This is a genomic window from Syntrophus buswellii (assembly GCF_046097065.1).
Classification (GTDB): Bacteria; Desulfobacterota; Syntrophia; order Syntrophales; family Syntrophaceae; genus Syntrophus; species Syntrophus buswellii.
The window spans coordinates 164,419-180,377 of sequence record NZ_CP175563.1 but is presented as its reverse complement, the minus strand read 5'-3'; the positions used below and the strand labels follow the sequence as shown (position 1 = coordinate 180,377).

17 protein-coding genes are annotated in these 15,959 nt (G+C 62.3%); all 17 read right to left on the bottom strand.

The features are described 5' to 3' along the window. Positions 1-58: 58 nt before the first annotated feature. The 17 genes from ACJ77P_RS00840 to ACJ77P_RS00760 all read right to left on the bottom strand — a co-directional run bounded on the left by ACJ77P_RS00840 (position 59) and on the right by ACJ77P_RS00760 (position 15,959). Positions 59-1,372: a hypothetical protein gene (locus ACJ77P_RS00840; protein ID WP_408998763.1), complete on the bottom strand. Its 1,314-nt coding sequence runs from the start codon at positions 1,370-1,372 to the stop codon at positions 59-61. Further along, positions 1,369-1,674 carry a VrlD gene (locus tag ACJ77P_RS00835; RefSeq protein WP_408998762.1) on the bottom strand — a complete coding sequence of 102 codons (306 nt, stop codon included), beginning with the start codon at positions 1,672-1,674 and terminating at the stop codon, positions 1,369-1,371. Before ACJ77P_RS00835 ends, ACJ77P_RS00840 begins: the two co-directional genes overlap by 4 nt. Before the next feature lie 13 nt (positions 1,675-1,687). Next, positions 1,688-5,236, bottom strand: a complete 3,549-nt coding sequence (locus tag ACJ77P_RS00830) for a DUF4815 domain-containing protein (protein WP_408998761.1) — start codon at positions 5,234-5,236, stop codon at positions 1,688-1,690. Between the two features lie 11 nt (positions 5,237-5,247). Then, a complete protein-coding gene (locus ACJ77P_RS00825) occupies positions 5,248-5,781 on the bottom strand; it encodes a hypothetical protein (RefSeq protein WP_408998760.1) in 534 nt (177 codons plus the stop codon). 13 nt (positions 5,782-5,794) lie between these two features. Continuing rightward, a complete protein-coding gene (locus ACJ77P_RS00820; RefSeq protein WP_408998759.1) occupies positions 5,795-6,256 on the bottom strand; it encodes a hypothetical protein in 462 nt (153 codons plus the stop codon). A 122-nt stretch (positions 6,257-6,378) separates the two neighbouring features. Then, positions 6,379-7,365 carry a hypothetical protein gene (locus tag ACJ77P_RS00815; RefSeq protein ID WP_408998758.1) on the bottom strand — a complete coding sequence of 329 codons (987 nt, stop codon included), beginning with the start codon at positions 7,363-7,365 and terminating at the stop codon, positions 6,379-6,381. Positions 7,366-7,374: 9 nt separating this feature from the next. Further along, positions 7,375-7,968 (bottom strand): hypothetical protein, encoded by a 594-nt coding sequence (locus ACJ77P_RS00810; protein ID WP_408998757.1) that lies wholly within the window; start codon positions 7,966-7,968, stop codon positions 7,375-7,377. 9 nt (positions 7,969-7,977) lie between these two features. Then, positions 7,978-9,549, bottom strand: a complete 1,572-nt coding sequence (locus tag ACJ77P_RS00805) for a phage tail protein (RefSeq protein WP_408998756.1) — start codon at positions 9,547-9,549, stop codon at positions 7,978-7,980. Beyond that, a complete protein-coding gene (locus tag ACJ77P_RS00800) occupies positions 9,549-10,958 on the bottom strand; it encodes a baseplate J/gp47 family protein (RefSeq protein ID WP_408998755.1) in 1,410 nt (469 codons plus the stop codon). The genes ACJ77P_RS00805 and ACJ77P_RS00800 overlap by 1 nt, the downstream gene beginning before the upstream one ends. 67 nt (positions 10,959-11,025) lie before the next feature. Beyond that, positions 11,026-11,481 (bottom strand): GPW/gp25 family protein, encoded by a 456-nt coding sequence (locus ACJ77P_RS00795; RefSeq protein ID WP_408998754.1) that lies wholly within the window; start codon positions 11,479-11,481, stop codon positions 11,026-11,028. Continuing rightward, entirely contained in the window at positions 11,481-12,437 is a 957-nt protein-coding gene (locus ACJ77P_RS00790) for a hypothetical protein (RefSeq protein ID WP_408998753.1), read from the bottom strand. Before ACJ77P_RS00790 ends, ACJ77P_RS00795 begins: the two co-directional genes overlap by 1 nt. A gap of 6 nt (positions 12,438-12,443) precedes the next feature. Next, positions 12,444-13,184 (bottom strand): hypothetical protein, encoded by a 741-nt coding sequence (locus tag ACJ77P_RS00785; RefSeq protein WP_408998752.1) that lies wholly within the window; start codon positions 13,182-13,184, stop codon positions 12,444-12,446. After that, entirely contained in the window at positions 13,162-13,488 is a 327-nt protein-coding gene (locus ACJ77P_RS00780) for a hypothetical protein (RefSeq protein WP_408998751.1), read from the bottom strand. The genes ACJ77P_RS00785 and ACJ77P_RS00780 overlap by 23 nt, the downstream gene beginning before the upstream one ends. A 9-nt stretch (positions 13,489-13,497) precedes the next feature. After that, on the bottom strand, positions 13,498-13,761 hold the full coding sequence (locus ACJ77P_RS00775; RefSeq protein WP_408998750.1) for a PAAR domain-containing protein: 264 nt from the start codon (positions 13,759-13,761) through the stop codon (positions 13,498-13,500). Positions 13,762-13,763: 2 nt separating this feature from the next. Next, a complete protein-coding gene (locus ACJ77P_RS00770; RefSeq protein WP_408998749.1) occupies positions 13,764-14,138 on the bottom strand; it encodes a hypothetical protein in 375 nt (124 codons plus the stop codon). After that, positions 14,131-14,898, bottom strand: a complete 768-nt coding sequence (locus tag ACJ77P_RS00765) for a glycosyltransferase (RefSeq protein ID WP_408998748.1) — start codon at positions 14,896-14,898, stop codon at positions 14,131-14,133. The genes ACJ77P_RS00770 and ACJ77P_RS00765 overlap by 8 nt, the downstream gene beginning before the upstream one ends. 11 nt (positions 14,899-14,909) lie before the next feature. Next, the gene (locus tag ACJ77P_RS00760; protein ID WP_408998747.1) at positions 14,910-15,959 is read right to left on the bottom strand and encodes a phage baseplate assembly protein V; all 1,050 of its coding nucleotides are present in this window, start codon (positions 15,957-15,959) and stop codon (positions 14,910-14,912) included.

The following is a 15,959-nucleotide window of genomic DNA, read 5'->3' as shown; positions in this document are numbered from 1 at the left end:
AAACACGCGGGGTTACGGGGTTTCCCGGCATCCAAAGAAAAGTGAGGTGTTCCGGAAATCAGGTCTGCTTCCAGATCGTCCCGGTGTGTTTCTCCCACTTTCCGCCGCCCGCGAGGTCGGTGTTGAACCACTCGTCGCCCATGGACGGGGCTGGGATGGCAGCGTCACGCTCGGCCTGGGTGCCGACGCCACGCCGGACAGCTTCCCGCGCAGTGAGCCCCTGACCGAGCCGGTCCGGGCCGAGCAAGTCACGCCATCCGAGGGCCGGTGCCCGCAGACGGGAAACGAAGGTCCGGTAGGCGGTCGCATCCTTGGCCGCGCGGTAAAGGAGCAGCGAGCCGTTGGCGTCCCGGACCAGACTCGGCGTATAGCATCGTTCAAAAAACGGCCCGCTGCCGTTTTTGAATACCGGGTTGATCTCGGCCTTGCGCCAGTGGACGCGATCCCACGACCATGCGTAGCCGATTCCGGCATTTCCCGCAGAGCCCCCGGAGTAGAGCATCCACCATCTTCCGTCGGAAAGCCGCTCGACGTGGGCGGCGGAGACGTAGCCGTTTGCGCCTTCCCACGGCTGTGGGTCGATCAAGCCGGAGAGGATCGGACCGTTTCCGAACAGCTTCCATACGACCGCGTCGTGGGAACAAGCCAGACCGAGGCTGTCGTTGCCGCCGGTCGAGGCGATGAAATACATGGCGTAACGCCAGGTGAAAGGTCTTCCTTCGACCGAAGTGGGCAGCGGGTTGTACCAGAGGAACGACGGCCCGTAATGACCGCGGTTCCAGACCTGGACGCTTCCCTCGGTCACCAGGTCACCGGAACACGGGGTATCGCCCGTGAACGCGGCGGGGGCAACCGACGGATCACAGACCGCTGTGCGCAGTCCGGCCATGGCATAGGGCTGGTTGGGAACGTCAGGGTTCCAGTAGAGGATGCGCAGCCGGTTTGCGGCCTCCAGCCCGCAAACCACGTGATAGCCGTTGGCCGCGATGCCGGTGACTTTTTTCTCCGTGTCCCAGATGATCCCGTCGTCGGAGAAGGCGCAAGTCGTACCAGCACCGTCTCCGTAATAGGCGATGAAGTTCCGTGGCCGGGTTCCGTCGTGGAAAGCGTCCGTGGACCGGAGAATGCGGACATAGTAAGCGCGCCCGGCCGTAAGAGGCAGGACGTGCGGGTAGCGGTGGTCGAACACGACCGGCGGCAGCCCCTCGGGCGGTTCCGCTCCGGAGGGGACCAGCAGCAGGCCGAGGTCCACGGCGCGCAGCAGGTCCGGGGTCATCGCCTGAACGACGGCGGTCTTTCCGGGCCCGAGCGTGCCGGTCAGCGCGGGCAGTTCCAGAATCGTATCGGTGTTGCTCTTGATAATGTTGCTCATAGTTGGTTCCTCCCGGCCTTCGCCGCAAGCACCGCGGCGGACAGGTCTTCATGCAGGTATCCGGCGTCCATCAGTTCCCGGTTGATCCGCCCGGCCTCGATCTCCTCCCGCTTGATGCGGGCCATGAGTTCGGCGAACGCCTCCGCGGCGTCCGGGGAGATGCCGTGTCGCTCCTCGATGCGCCGCATGCGGGCGTCGAGGTTGGCGAGCAGTTCGAGGGTGTGATCCCGGAGGACACCGTCGCGCTTCTCCTGTGGTGATGGAATGAACTCGGTCAATCCGCCTTGTCTTCGAACGATCATGACGTCCCTCCGATCAGCTCAGCGTCGCGCCGAGGGTGTGAATCCTCGGATACACGAGGTTGTTGCCGGTCATCTCCGCCTTGTAGCGGACCCTGTTTCCGTTCGGATCGGAGAAGGTTCTGGTGAGCGTGTACTCCGTCCACTCCTGGTCGATCTCCCGCGTCGTCTGGATTGACATCGGTTCCCAGGTCGCCCCGCCGTTGTTGGAGGCGAACCAGTTGATGGTGGTCCCGCTGGGGATATTCATCTGGGTATAGAGCTTGGTGGAGGAAACGCCCTGGGTGAGTTCGTTCTCGCGGTTCAGGTACGCCCCCGTCGTGTTGTTGAGATATCCGATGAGGTTCACGTCCTTGTAAATCAACGCCGGCGAGTTATTAACGGCGTTGCTGGAAAAAAGCGCCCGGACCAGCACTTGACTTGCCAGGTTGGGGAGCCGCTCCTCCTCAGCGGGCACGATGGCGTCCCAGATGACGCCGCCGTCGGTGGAATACTCCCAAGCGATGCCGGTGCCTTCAGGGCTGGAGGAATACTCGTCCAGGTTCATATCGCTGAATTGCACGCCGGTGATGGGTTGGAAGCGAACCACTCCACTGGACTGGAAGTCGTAACCGTAGATTTTCATGGTGAGATCGGAACCGTTGAGCGGGGTCCAAGTCTCGGCGTTGGAGCTTTCCAGCAGCACGCCGGCCACATAGGTCTGCCGGGTGATCACGCCGTTTTGACCCAGTTGCCCCAGGGTGGCGACGCGCATGCGGTAGTTGGTGCTGTTGGTGAGCAGCACCACCGCATAGCTGGTTCCAGCCTGAGCGTAGAAGGGATTGGCGAAGACGACCTTAGTCTCGGCGTTCAGATTCACGTCGCCTGGTGCCAGGACCTTTTCCGCGAAAATCATGCCGTTGGGCAAACCCGTGGTGACGCCGCGGATCTGCACCGTGACCGGGATGGACGGGTCCTTGGCGGTGAAGTACAGCCCTACGCTGGAGATCACCTTGTCCTGGGTGAAGCTGAACGTTTGGGCCAGAGGATCGTTTCGCACGGTGACGATCTGCGTGCGCCAGACCACCTCCACCACAGGCACGCGGATAATACGTTCTTCGATGATGCGTTCGATGCGGGTGATGATCATCGGGTCGTTGATCTGAATGCTGGCCCGGGCCGAGTAGAGTCCGTCGTTCATTTCCACGATGCGGTTGCCGTTGCGCACGTTCTCGGGGATAACGAAGGACGCGGTCACGCGGCCCGCCGTATCCGCATGGACTCCCGACGCCACCACCTGGCCGTCGCAGCGGATGGTCACGTTGTTCGCGTTGGACTGGAAATTGGACCCGACCACGGCGATCCCGGTCTGGCCTCGCCTGCCGATGTTCGGAGTGACCTCCACCGACGCGTCCGGTTTCTCGAATACCGCATAGGGGTTGATGTTTTTGACCTCGGACCAGTCGGTCTGTTCGATGAGCACACGTTCAGTGGCCGGGAGGAGCGCAAGGCTGCCCTTGAACAATGCGTTGCTCGCCGAGGGGTTTATCGTGAGCACAGTGGCTGAGGCTGTCCTGGCCGGTGCGGCGAAGCGACGGACCCGGTCGATGCGGGCACTCCACTCGCTGTGATAGATGTCGGACTGGGCGTCATTCGAGAAGTCGTCGGAATAGACGCCCTTCTTGGTCTGGGCGTCCCGGTTCTGCAGTTCATTGTTCATCTGGAACTGGGCGTCGTTGTACTTGAGGTCCTCGACGTCCTTGATGATCTCGTGGATCTGGTCCATGGTGATGCGGGTCAGTCCGAAATTAAAGACCGTCAAATCCACCGAGTTCGGCGGACAATCGACGCTGCATAGTCCGAGCGTGCCTTCCGGAACGATGGGCAGCTTCGGCCAATCCGCCGGAGCGCCTTCCAACCGTTTGATCTCGCGGGTGGTGGCGTAGATGATATCCTTGCGTCCGATGTAGTAGTCGTAGTCGATGCTGCAGTTGGAGCCGGCCACCGGCTCGTCGCCGATGTTGGTGCGGCCGAAGTTGATGATGGAAAGGTTGCCGGGTTCGACCTGCACCGGGGACATGGTCAGGCCGCTCGTGTTGGATGCGGGCGGGTTGCCGCCGACGATCACGTCCGCGCCGTCGTCCGTGTAGGACGTAACCCCGGAGGCCACGTCCTTGAGCCGCTGGAAATCCGCGCGGACCGTGTTCTGCGTGCCGCGATAGATGCGGTAACCGGTCGCGCCGCTTACTGGCAGCCAGGAGAGGCGGGTGATTTCCCCCGTCAGGGTATCGCGCGACACGACTTTGGTGGAATCATACTGAGTCTCACCGGTGGCGCTCTGAACCGTGACCAGATAAAAATACTCGTCCGCCGCCGGATGGCCCGAACGTCCGAACCAACCTCCGTCCACGTAGTCCGTCCCCTTGATCATTTGTTTGGTGTAGGTCCAGCGGACGGTGTAGGTCGTGCCGATTGCCGGTTCGTTGCCGGAGCCCAGCCAGTCGACGTAGTTGCCGGACTGCTGCCAATCCGCGCCTTCTTGAAAGACCGTCGCGCCCTGGCTCACCTCGAGGATATCCACCACCGGGTTGGGGACGAGCAGGTCCTCGCCGCCCCCGACGGAACCGCGGGTGATGTTGGAGACGATCTCGACGATGGCCTCGACCTGAGTGGTTTCCTTGAGAGGCGTGTTGTTGAGGGCATAGCGCCGGGTGCCGACCACGTAGGTCTTCTGTTCGCCGCGGACCGACTTGACCGCCGTGGACTTGGGCACCAAGGTGGTTGTGGGCATGTCCTTCTGCAGGCGGAACCCTTGGATATAGGCCCGGCCCGCATTGGTGATCACCTCGATGTTCTCACCGTCGTTGTCGCCGATGAAGCTATCGAGTCCCTTGACCAGATAACTGCCGGCCTGGTCGTAGGTCCGCTCGGCCAGGTTCTGGAGAAGCGAATTCAGCCCCTCGGCGGCGGCGAAGGCGAGCTGGTCCTCGGTGATCGACGCCACCGTGATGCGGCTTCCCGGCAGCGTCCCGAGCAGGTCCTGCAGGTAGAGATTCGATTTCTCTCGGACGGTCGCCGTCACGTCGCCGGTTTCACGGTCAAACTTGTGGACCGCGACCACCTTTCGCTGGGTCACGTTATTGGGCAAGGCCTCGCCGCTCGTGTCGTGGTCCTTGAGCGACAACACCCACTTCTCCCGCTCGGCGGTGGGTTCGCCGGTGGCTGGGTTGATGAGCACGGCATCCTGGTTGTAGCTGTAGTTGTACTTGAGCAGTTCGACATAGACGTAATCCGCGCCGCTCGTCTTGGCCGGGTCGTAGGTGAGCACCGCGCCGGGCACGCGCTCCAGACAGCCATCGATGTAGACCAGGCCTTCGGCCACGGTGAGCACGTTGGCCGCTACCGTCACGCCGAAGCCGCTGACGATGGCCCCTTCTTTGAAAAGGATGTCCGCGAGCTTCCTGCGCTCTTGGTTGATGATGTCCTGCTGCTCGTTGAGCTCCGAGTCGAGCAGGTCCCGGTCCTGGTGGTAGCGGACCCGCTTGTAGTTCTTCGCCGGGTCGAACGTATCGCGCGAAATGGACATGGTTTTTCCTCCTAAATCTTGATGACCCCGACCAGCTCCACCCGCGTGTCCGAGGTCTTGTTGAAGTCGGGGATGTTCTTCACTTCGTACAGATAGCCGGGATCGAGCACCTCACCGGTCGGATTGGTGTCCGGGTGGTAAACGCCGTTAGCCGCATAATCGGACTGGAGTCCGGCGATGTAGGCCACGTCGCCGCCGAAGAAGCCGTATTCCCGGATGGTGATGCCGTTGGCCTCGTTTTCCTCGAAGTGGAAGAAGACGCCGATGGTCTGGGTTTCCTCGGCGGTCTCGATGTAATGAATGCCGTTGACGATGAGCGTCCCTTCCGGGTCCTCCTTGAGAAAGGTGCGCTTGTACTGCTTTTTGCGGGCCCGCTCATTCTTGAGCGTCGTTTGGTCGATGTCCGGCGCGGGCGGATTGACGGGATCGGTGAACGTGGCGTCCCCGTCACCGATGGCGCAATGGGTGATGCCTTCAATGGGGTCTCCCATGAGCAGCCGCGCGGTGAGGATGCGGCCCGTTTTGACGATGAGTCCAAGTGACATTCGTATTCCTCCTTCAGGTCTGTATCGTGTGGCCTTCGCGGATCAGCACGGCGAAGACGGTCTGGCGCGCTTCCGCTTGACGGGCTGTCTCGCGCACCACAAGTTGTTTCAAGTCCGCCGTCCGCTCGATCTCGGCGAACACCGCGGAACGGGTATCGCTCCGCCGTTCGACCGGCCGGTGAATCCGGAGGGCTGTATTGGAAAGGACCATCGGGAAACGGACCACCCACCCCCGCAGGTCGAAGCTCCGCACGACCGGCTGCACGATCACGGCCTGGATGTCGGCGGGGACGTCCACCTCCGCCGTGATCCGCAGGGCCGCGTCCGCGTCTCGGCGGGTTGTCCGCGTCTCGGATGCCGCGCCGACGGCCTCGAATACAACCGCCGGGATGGCCGGCATCTGGGCGCGGTTCATCGGAATCACGGGCCCGGCGGATGGCTGGACGAAGAATCGGTTTCCATTACGGATTGCCACGTCTCAACCTCCCGGTGATTCTGTTCGCCTTGCCGACGTTCCGGACCACCCGGAACATCGGGATTGAGCGTCCGGCATTCGCCGCGATCTCCTTTTTGTTGCCTTGCCTCACCGCCATGGGATCACTCCTTCACCGCGCACCAGCCCGGACCGGACAGGTTGAAGATCTTGTAGGTGACTCCGCCGAGATCGAGGACATCTTCGGAGTCCGTGATCCCGCCGCCGTGGGCGTAGACCTCGATCAGTTCGCCCCGCAGCTCCTTGTAGGCCGCCGTCGTATGGGCAGCGAGCCACGGAAACAACGTGATGAGCCCCTGGCGCTGATCGGGATTGCTGGCGGTTTGGAAACCCCCGTGGGCCGCGCCGCACGAACCGGCCTGACCGGTCGCGCTCGCCCAGCCATCGAACTTATTGAGGGCGTAGAAGCTGCCCGGGGACTGGTAGTGACCGACGACGACCGGCTGCGGGTCCTCGCCGATCTTCGCTCCCAGCGCATAGGCTGCGACGAGGCTCGCCAGAGTGACGGTATTGGGGGATGCGACAGTATCCACCGCCGTCACCTGAACGCGCTCGATCCCGGCGTTGTCCTTGATCAGGTAATAACCCCCGACCCTGAAGATGGAAGCGTCGTTGACCTGCAGTGTGACGCCTGAACCCGGAGATGCGGCCGCCTGCGTGACGGCGACGGCTCCGGACCAGAACCGCTTCAAGAGCCCGCAGTAATGCGCGTAGTAGACGGCTGCGATCTTGGTCACGATGAAGACGTGATCCTTGTCCGCGTAAATCCAATACAGGAAAGCGGAAGCATCCACGGTCTTGATGTAGGTGTAGCTGGTGTTGAACGCTTCCTTCACCCCCGCATGTGTCGCCGCGTCCCAGTACAGGTAGGCGCGGACCGCGATTCGGTCGGCGGAGGCGTCGTTGACGAACCGGAGGAAGATGTCTTCGGCACCGCTCTCTCCCGTGGAGGCCAGCACATAACTGGGCTCGGCGTCGCCGGAGCGGTCGTCCCGAAGGGTCCAGCCGACCGTTCCCACGAGGAAGTCTTTCAGGCGGACGAGGAAATCCGCGGTGTTTGAAGCGGTCCCGGATGTGCTGTGATAGGCCATGCGTTCCTCCTACAGGATCGGGTTCTCCGTACCGGTGAGCCGGAGTTTGAGGTCGGTCTTGTTTTGCACCGGCGTTCCTGACGGCACCGTGCAGCGACGCCAGAACGAGATGGTCATGTGATGGGCCTTGTCGCCCAAGTTGAGCGGTGCGCCGTCGACGGCGGTATCGAGACCAGCCTGTGTCAGGGCCAGCGCGTACCAAGCCGACTCGTTGCCGCCGGCGACATCCACCGGTTCGATCACCAGCCCGGTATAGTCGTACCCGGAATAGACCGCGGCACCCGGATCATGGGCGGCCGGGATTGTGCCGCCATAGCCGCGTTCCACGGCAAGAATGGTCGTCCCGCCGCCGTTCAGGATGCGCATCTGTTCGTCGTCGACGACGATGATTTCGCCGTCGGTGAAGAGAGGCGCGGAAAGCTGCAGCGAGGTTCCCCCCGATGCCAGGGCCGCGGCGAGGATCGTCTGTTCGTTGGCTACGAACAGCTCCTTGTCTTTCGCTTCCCCGTCCGTGCCGTTGTAGGTGTCGTCATCGGGATTCGCGAGGTCGCCCTCGGATATCCTCTGTGCCAATGTGATGTCTTCGTACAGATGTATCGCCATCGATCTCTCCTATGCCGCCGGCCATTGGGTGACCGTGTATTGGTTCGCCGCCGCCTCGAAACAGGCTGTCACCTGGGCGTGATCGTCCCGCTGACGGAAACGCCAGCGAAGGCAAGGCTTCGACTTGCGGAAGCCCGAGGCGTTGAGCGGCATCGAGCCGAGCCGCATGGGCCGGGTCCGGTCCACGGACAGGAGCAAGCCTGTGTGATTCAGCCTGCGGCGGTTGAGCAGAAGCGTCTCCACGCGTCTTCGGCGCGGAATGCCCGTGTCCACGTCCATCTCGAAGGATGCGCGGGCCTCGGTCACATAGGCGTCGGTCAGTTCGGCGAGGTTGAGCGCCTTGTTGTTCAGGGAGAAGCCGGGCCTGCGGGCGCGCCAGCGGTCTACGATGTCCCATGCGCCGGATACCTCCGACCACTGAGCGTCGGCGTAAGCGGTGATGAAGAGGTGACGGCCCACGGCAGCGCCGGAGACCTTGTCGTCCCTTCCGAGCCTCGAATGCCCGACGCGGAACCAATGGGAGAGCCGCGACCGCTTCCCGTACCGGTGCGTGCGGCGGTCTCCCGCGAGGTCGGGCGCATCCTGGACGGCTTCCGAGAGCATGTCTTTCTGGCGGAACTTGATCCGGCAAGGCTGCGCGGAGCGGTTCAGACGGGAGCGGTTCAAATCTTGGCCCGCCAGCCGGATGAACGAGACGCCGGGTTCCACTACGGGTTTGGTTTCGATCTCGCAGCAGAACGCCGCACGTCGTTCGCTGATCCACAGGTTCGGCAGGCGTTCGGCGTTGAGGTTGCCGGTGTTCAGGCGGAACCGGGGCGAGCGGCCATGCCAGCGGGAGACGCACACCGCGGCTCGCTCGATATCCTGCATGAGCGTGGTGCCGTCGGTGATCCGCCACCAACCCCAGGTCTTGTTCTTGCGGGTGAGATGGAAATCCGTGTTCAGGGCATTGTGGTTGACCACGAACGTTTCGTGCAGATGCCCGAGGCACACCCGCTCGACGACCTTCTTTATGGCCGCCTCGAAATCCGACTCCATGGACAGGAGCGTGTAGAGCCACTGCAGGAAGAAGACCCGCGTACCCGCGGGATGATGGAAGGGCAGAGCGTCCCGGACTCCCTGGACGAGATTGTCGCTGTCGATGCGGTAGACGCCCAGGCTGTAGATCAGCCCGGGAAGCTTCGCCCGTCCGACAACCGAACGGCGGTTCAGACGCAGCGCCTTGTGGAAAGTCTCCTCGATGCGCCCTTCCCACCCGATGTCAACGAGCGATCGGCCGATGGCGGGTATGGTGCCCTTGCGCCGGTAAATCTCCACGGCCTCGCGGATGAGACGCCGCTGGGCCGACGCGTTTACGGTGGGATCGAAGCGGTGGCCGACGATCTCTCCGAGAAACGGCAGAAACCTTGCCTCGCACCGCCCGACGTCGAAGATCTCGGGGAAACGCTCGGCCAGAGCTTTGAGTTCGTCCAGGCTCGCGGCCGGGACCTTGAGAAAGGCATCCAGATCGCCGGACTCATCCTTTTCGCGGTAGAGAGGCGGAAGCAGGTCGATGAGTTTCTTTTCGAAGTAGGAGGACATCAGGACGCCCTCCGCACGTCGAGGTTGACTTGACCGAGCGCCGCGATCTGACCGGCGCGGATGTCGACGTCCTGGGTCGGCGTGTACATGCGCACGTGGCTCACGCCTCGCACGCCGTCCAGAAGCGCCACCAGATCCGAAAAATGGACCGGTGCGCCGAAGCTCATGCGGTCGAAGGCGAAGAAGTCCGCCAATGCCTGTTCGACGCGGCTCCGGACCAGGTCGAGATCCTCGCCGGCATAGGCGAACAGCTCCGCGTCAATCGAGACCGGCCGATAGACGGGATCGAAGAGGTTGATCTCGACGGTGATGACTTTGCGCGATTCCAGGTATTCGGCGAGGTCCTGCTTGAGAAGCGTCGACGGCGGACCGCCGCCGTCCGGGGCCACGGCCAGGTTGACCTGGTAGTAGCGGATGTTCTTGCAGTCGTTGACGTCGAGGACCTGGGCCTTGGCCACACCGGGGAACCCCTCCGCCAAGGCCAGATAGTCCTCCTTGGTGACCGCTTTCCAGAGCGAGCGGACCTCGGCCGGAGCCTGTTTTCGGGCGTGCTCCAGCGTCTCGCGGGCGGCTCCGCCGGTCGCGGGGAGCGGGTTGGTTACCGCGAGGGGAACCAGACCGCCGTCGAGGTAGATGGCCGTGAGAAGCTCGGTGACGAGATTTGGACCCAGGTTGCCTTCGGCTCCGAGAGTTTCGAGGTACTCGACGCGGATTTCCGCGCCAGAGCCGGGAACCGCTCCGCGCAATCCGTCGCCGAAAACGATCCGGGTGATGTCCAGCGCATCGGTCTCGGCCATGAAGTGGCGAGAAGCTGAGCCGCTTTCCTGGAAGTGGGAGACCGCGGTCCATTCCTGGTCCTGCTCCCACACACGGATCGAACCGTGTGCGATTTCCTTTCCGGCCAGGATGATCGGATCGCCCGTTTCCTCATGGGCGGTGAAGGTCTCGGTCTTGCGTTTTCCCTGGCGCGCGCCCGCATCGACGCTCGTCCGGCTCCGAGGGATCGTCGCGTCTTCGGCCGTCTCGAACACGATGTCGTTTTCTTCCAGACGGGCCCTACACGTCGTTCCTGCTGGGATCACCAGGTCTGCGTCGAGGGGCGCGGCCAGGGAAAAACGCAAAGCGGTGGTTGCGGCCACCGGCCCGTCGAGCCGGTAGCTGATGAGTTTGCAGAGATTGATGACGTTCTGCCGCTGGCGGGCGGTGGGCAGGAATGCCTCCGCCGCCTGGGCGTCGAGGTAGTAGGCCAGCATGTCTCCGATGCCGCAGAAGAGTTCCAGCAACACCACGCCGAGGTCGGACGCGTTGAAGTCCGTCCAGCGGTCGGTGAGTTGCGGCACCCGCGCCAGCAATTCCCGGCGCAGGGAGTCGTAGTCCTTGTTCGTGTAAGCGATGCTCGCTCTGCCCATTTCCGTTCGTCCGTTGCGGTTCGGTCACAAGTGATCCCGCCGGACAAACCGGACGAGGACCCGCTTGTTACTTACCGGCGACGGAGCGGAACTGTCGGGGTGGAGCGGATTGGCGCGGTTCGCGGTAAAAGGGATAGACCAGGTTGCCTTCCACTTGGCTCTGGATGACGCGGTAGGCGATACGGACCGGGAGGAGATTGCTGTCCTTGTTCAACGGAGAATCGTCGAAGGAGACGCCGGTGATGACAACCCGCTTTTCCCAGCGTTTTATGGCGTCGATTACGTAATGGCGGATCAGGCCTTTCAGCACCTCATCGTTCGGTTCGAACACAAGGTCCTTGAGCTTCGAGCCGAATTCCGGGCGCATGAAGCGTTCGCCCGGCCGGGTGCCGAGAATCTGGATGATGCTCTCGTGGATATGTTCATGTTCGGTGGAAGTGGCCGAGGAGACCTGCGCGCCCCCGGACCGCCGCTGAAAGCGGAAGGGGAACTTCAGCCCGCGTCCGAGAAAGTCCAGAACCATCAGTCACGCTCCTCGCAGATGCAGGCGGGCGAACCGCCTGAACCTGTGTCTCCATTGGAGTCATCGTCGTCCGGGAAATGGACGACCAGGTCCAACCCGTTCGCCATGGCGACATGGATCGTGCCGTCGGCCTCGATGACGCCCTTGTGACCGCTTTCCATGGCAGCGAAACTTTTGGCCCCGCCGGGTACCAGACGAACCTCGACATCCTCACCCACGCCTTCGATCCGGGAAATCCCGAGCACCACCGAGGTGCCCGCGGGGTTACCGATCATGGCTGTGCGCTCTGACTGGAACACATCCAGCCGGTATCCGCCAGGCAGCTCGATGCGGTAGCGCCCTTGCGCGGTCTGTATCGGATCGATATCCAGGGGAAGGCCCTCAATTCCGGCCGCCTCGTGGGTTACCCGAACCGCCTCGGGCCTGAGCATTAGCTCTCGGCCGTCGGGGAGCGTCACCACGCCGCCGCGCGCGGGTTCGAGAAGGGTCACAGAGCCATCCATACCGATGGCCGTCAGTCTTCCATCCGGTCCCACCCGAACCATGACGCCGTCGGCCAGTGTGAAAATGCGTCCTCCGTCGGGAAGGTCTCTCACGGCGGTGCCCGCCGGCATGGCGACGAAGGGATCAAAGTCCTGCGGCGTGGGTTGATCCACGACGTGCATGTATTGCTGAGCGCTCTCGGCGTGCGCCTCCAGTACCGTTTGAGCTTCCGCCCGAAGGGCTTCGGAGGCGTCGTGACTCTGCTGCAGAATGCCTTTGATCTCGGCCAGGCTGTCTCGAATCTGTCGGAGATATGGCTCCTCGCCCTCGCCGTCCGTCACGCCGAGACCGGCTGCAAGCAGACGCGCCAGCGCCATAAGTTCATAGTGGGATTCCGATGAACTCGTCTGCTCGATGATCGGACCGCCACCTTCCTCTCCGTACCCGTAACCGTATCCGTTTCCGACTACCATATTCCGTCAGCCTCCGATGGGTATGAGTTCGATGTTCTGGATGAACCAGCCGTCGAACTTCTGGTATTGGCCGTCGCCCGTGTCCCAAACAAACCGCAACGTGACCGTGCTTCCTGCAAATTGGGAAAGGTCGATGGTCTCGGTCCTGCGTGGGATAGGGTATGGCTTGAGCGGTGCGCCGTTCACGTCGTAGGTGGGATTGAAGCTCCTTATGAACCATCCGTTCACATAGAGTTCCAGCGTATCGAAGTAAGGCCCGTCCACGCTCTCGATCTCGCCCCAGACATCGAAGCGGAGGAGGTAGTCCCGGTCCAGGGTCACCTCCGATGCAAGCTCCCCGGTCACGCGGATATTGCTGCCGGAAGCGTCGTACCAGCCGGTGTAATAGTAAAAATGCCAGGTTCCGTCCGGCAGAAGCTCCACATAGCCGGATGACCTCCAATCGAGCACCGCCGCGGCTTTGGGTTTCTCCACGTCGACCTGGATGTATCTGCGGGATGACACCACCTCGTCCCGGATTGCCTCGGCCACGATGATGGTCGCGCCGGGTGTCGCGCCGAAGCGCAGCACACCGTTCTCGACCCTTGCGATTTCCGGATGGACGGACTCGAACCGCACCTCGCCCCCTGGCGATCCGATAACCGCCACCGGGACCGCTTGTTCCGTCTCCCGATACGGTTCCCGGATCAAGGACGGAGCAAGTTCCCAGTAAGAGATCGTATGGTTATGTTGGATACTCATAGCCATACCCGTCGTACCCTCCGCCTCCGCCTTGTCCGTAATCGACGACCTCCACCTGGATATAACGGACGCTCTCTCGATTTTCCGAGTCGTAAGCCATGACGACCGTCGCACCCGCCTGCCAACCGAGGTTCAGCCTTCCGTCTTCGTCCACCCAGGCGATGTTGGAGTCGGCGGATTCGAACTCGATCTGCCCGGTGGGAGCGCCGCGCACGGAAAGCGGTATCGTCACCGGCCATTCGGTGAGCGACACCTTGACCGTCTTGGGGAAGACGTCCCAGTAGTGAAACTGCGATTCTTCGAAATCCATCCTCGGTCCTCAGTCGTTGGTATTCAGGCTGCCGGTCACGATGATCGCGCCGCAGGCCGTGATGTCGCCGATGCGCGCGTTGGGCAGCCCCTCGGTTGCGGTGTCGAGGCTCCCCGTCACGATGGGGGTCACACCATGTCCTGGTATTGGGCAGACGTGCAGATCTCCCAGCCGCGCCGCGGGTCTTCCGTTGACGGAGGTGCGAAGAGCGCCGGTGACGATCACACCGCCGTGGCTGGAGATGTCGCCGAGTCTCGCCTGGGGTCTTGCCATGGCTATTTTCCCGTCAGGACGTGGACCAGAAAGCCGACGACGCCGCCCACGGCACCGCCGACGGTGAGCACGAGACCGACCACCTTCCACATGGTCTCGACGCCCATCTTCTCGTTGATCCCGGCCTGCAGGTTCTTGATGTCGTCGGCGTGCCGGCGTAGATCGTCCTGGATGTTGCGCACCAGAAGGTCCACGTTCTCCTTGTCCGACTTCTTCTCGATTTCGCGCTCGATCTTCTCAAGTCGAGCCTGGATTTCCCGGCGGTGGTCTTCGAGGATGCTTCGGAATTCGGCCCGCCAGGATTCGAAGGTCCGGGCCAGCATCCGCTCGCTCTGGTTCCAGTCACACGGGACACTCTCAGATCTGGTTTCATCCATTCGGTTTTCTCCTTCGAAGTGAAAAGCGGCCCCGTATCTGCAGATCGAGCTCGAACCGGTCCGACAAGCCGCGCCGACCCAACGCCCTGTTCACAGCATCCCGGGCGCAGTGGATCTGATCGATACGCATGCTTTGGGAGATCGAGTCCGCGTGAATGCGGTAGAAATAGAGCGGTTTGGGAATGCGGCGCACCTCCGTCAGTTCCGCGACGCGCAGGCAAAAGTCGTAGTCCTCGGCGCACTGGAAACTCTCGTCGATGCCGCCGACCTGATCAAAGACCGACCGCCTGATGAGCCGGAAATGGAAGGTCATGAAATCGAGAAGCATGCGATCTTTTGAATAGGGAATCCGGCAGCGCTTGCCGTACCCCGTGATCCGATCCGCCGCGTCCATGACCTGGTAGTCCGTATAGACCATGCCGACGGTCGGATTGGCGTCAAGCACCGCGACTGTTTCCTCTAATGCCGTCGGGGCGAGCATGTCGTCGCTGTCAACCCAGCACAGATAGTGACCGAAAGTGTCGGCCAGGGCCGCCTTGAGCGCTTTAGTCGCTCCCCGGTGGTCGTAGGAGGCGATGCGCACCCGGCGGTCCTTCTTGGCGTATTCAATTGCGACTTGCGCCGTCCTGTCGTTCGAGCCGTCATCCCAGATAAGAAGGTCGAAATCTTCATAGGTCTGGGCAAGAACGCTTTCGATGGCCCGACCGATGTAGCGCTCCCGGTTGTATCCTCGGATGACTATGGAAACGGTTGGATGCATCTCAATTTCCTTTAGGGATTGATCAACACCTTGTTCGTCGAGCGGATGACGATGTTCCCCATGACGGCGTCCATGAGGATCACGCTTCCGGATTTGTCCGTGGCTTGGATGCGCTCCTGACCGGCTGCCGCGTTCATCACGACGACCTGGCCGGCCTTGTCCGTGAGACGGATCATCTCGGTCATGGCGGTGGAATCGATAAGGATTTCCTGTGTGCCGCAGAGGCCCCAGATGTGGACCTTCTCCTTGCCCTTGGAGGTGTCGAGGAGAATCTTCTGCCACCGGGCGCGGGACTTGTCGCAGGACTGGATATGGATTTTCTCCTTGTCCTTCCACGCCTCCCAGCGCACGAACTGGCGGCACAGATCGGTGATCTCGATCCGGGCCTTCTGGTCTTTGATGTCCGAGTCGATGTCGAGCTGGTCGCCCTGCTCGGCGTCCTTGGTCCCCCGGCGGCGCGCATTGCCGGTCTGAACGTCGCGCTTCACGCGGCATTCCATGTGAATAATCTGTCCGGCCCGGTCGATGACCTTGAGGAACTCCTCCTCGTCCCGGTCGTCGAGAACGATGGTGTGACCGGTCTCGGTCTTGAGAAGAACCTTGCGGCGCGGGCAGTAGTACGGCGGGTGGCCGTGGTGTTTCTTGTGCTCCAGGTCGTCCCGCCGGTCGGGCTTGTGTTCGAGCTTGTCCTCACAGTCGGTGCAGGTCGGATCGGAGCACAGGCGCTTCGATTCTTCCGGTTGTTCTCCGGGGTTCGTCTTGGCCAGCCAGACGCCGGACCAGATCGGGTATTGGACGTTGCCGCCCTCGAACTCGGCCCAGACGGAAGCCCCTTCCTCGGGGATGAGAAACACGCCGATGTCTTCGTTGCCTCCGTAGGCAAAGCAGGGCCACGCCCATTCCGACCAGTTCTCCTTGCCGGTGCCGAGCACCGCAGGGATTTCGAGTCGGCAGCGGCCGAGCCGCTCCGGATCGTTGTTGTCCCGCAGGAACGCCCGGTATTTGCCATACCAGCGGTTCTTGTAGCGTTCCTCGTGCTGGCGGTCCTGTGTCTCGATCAC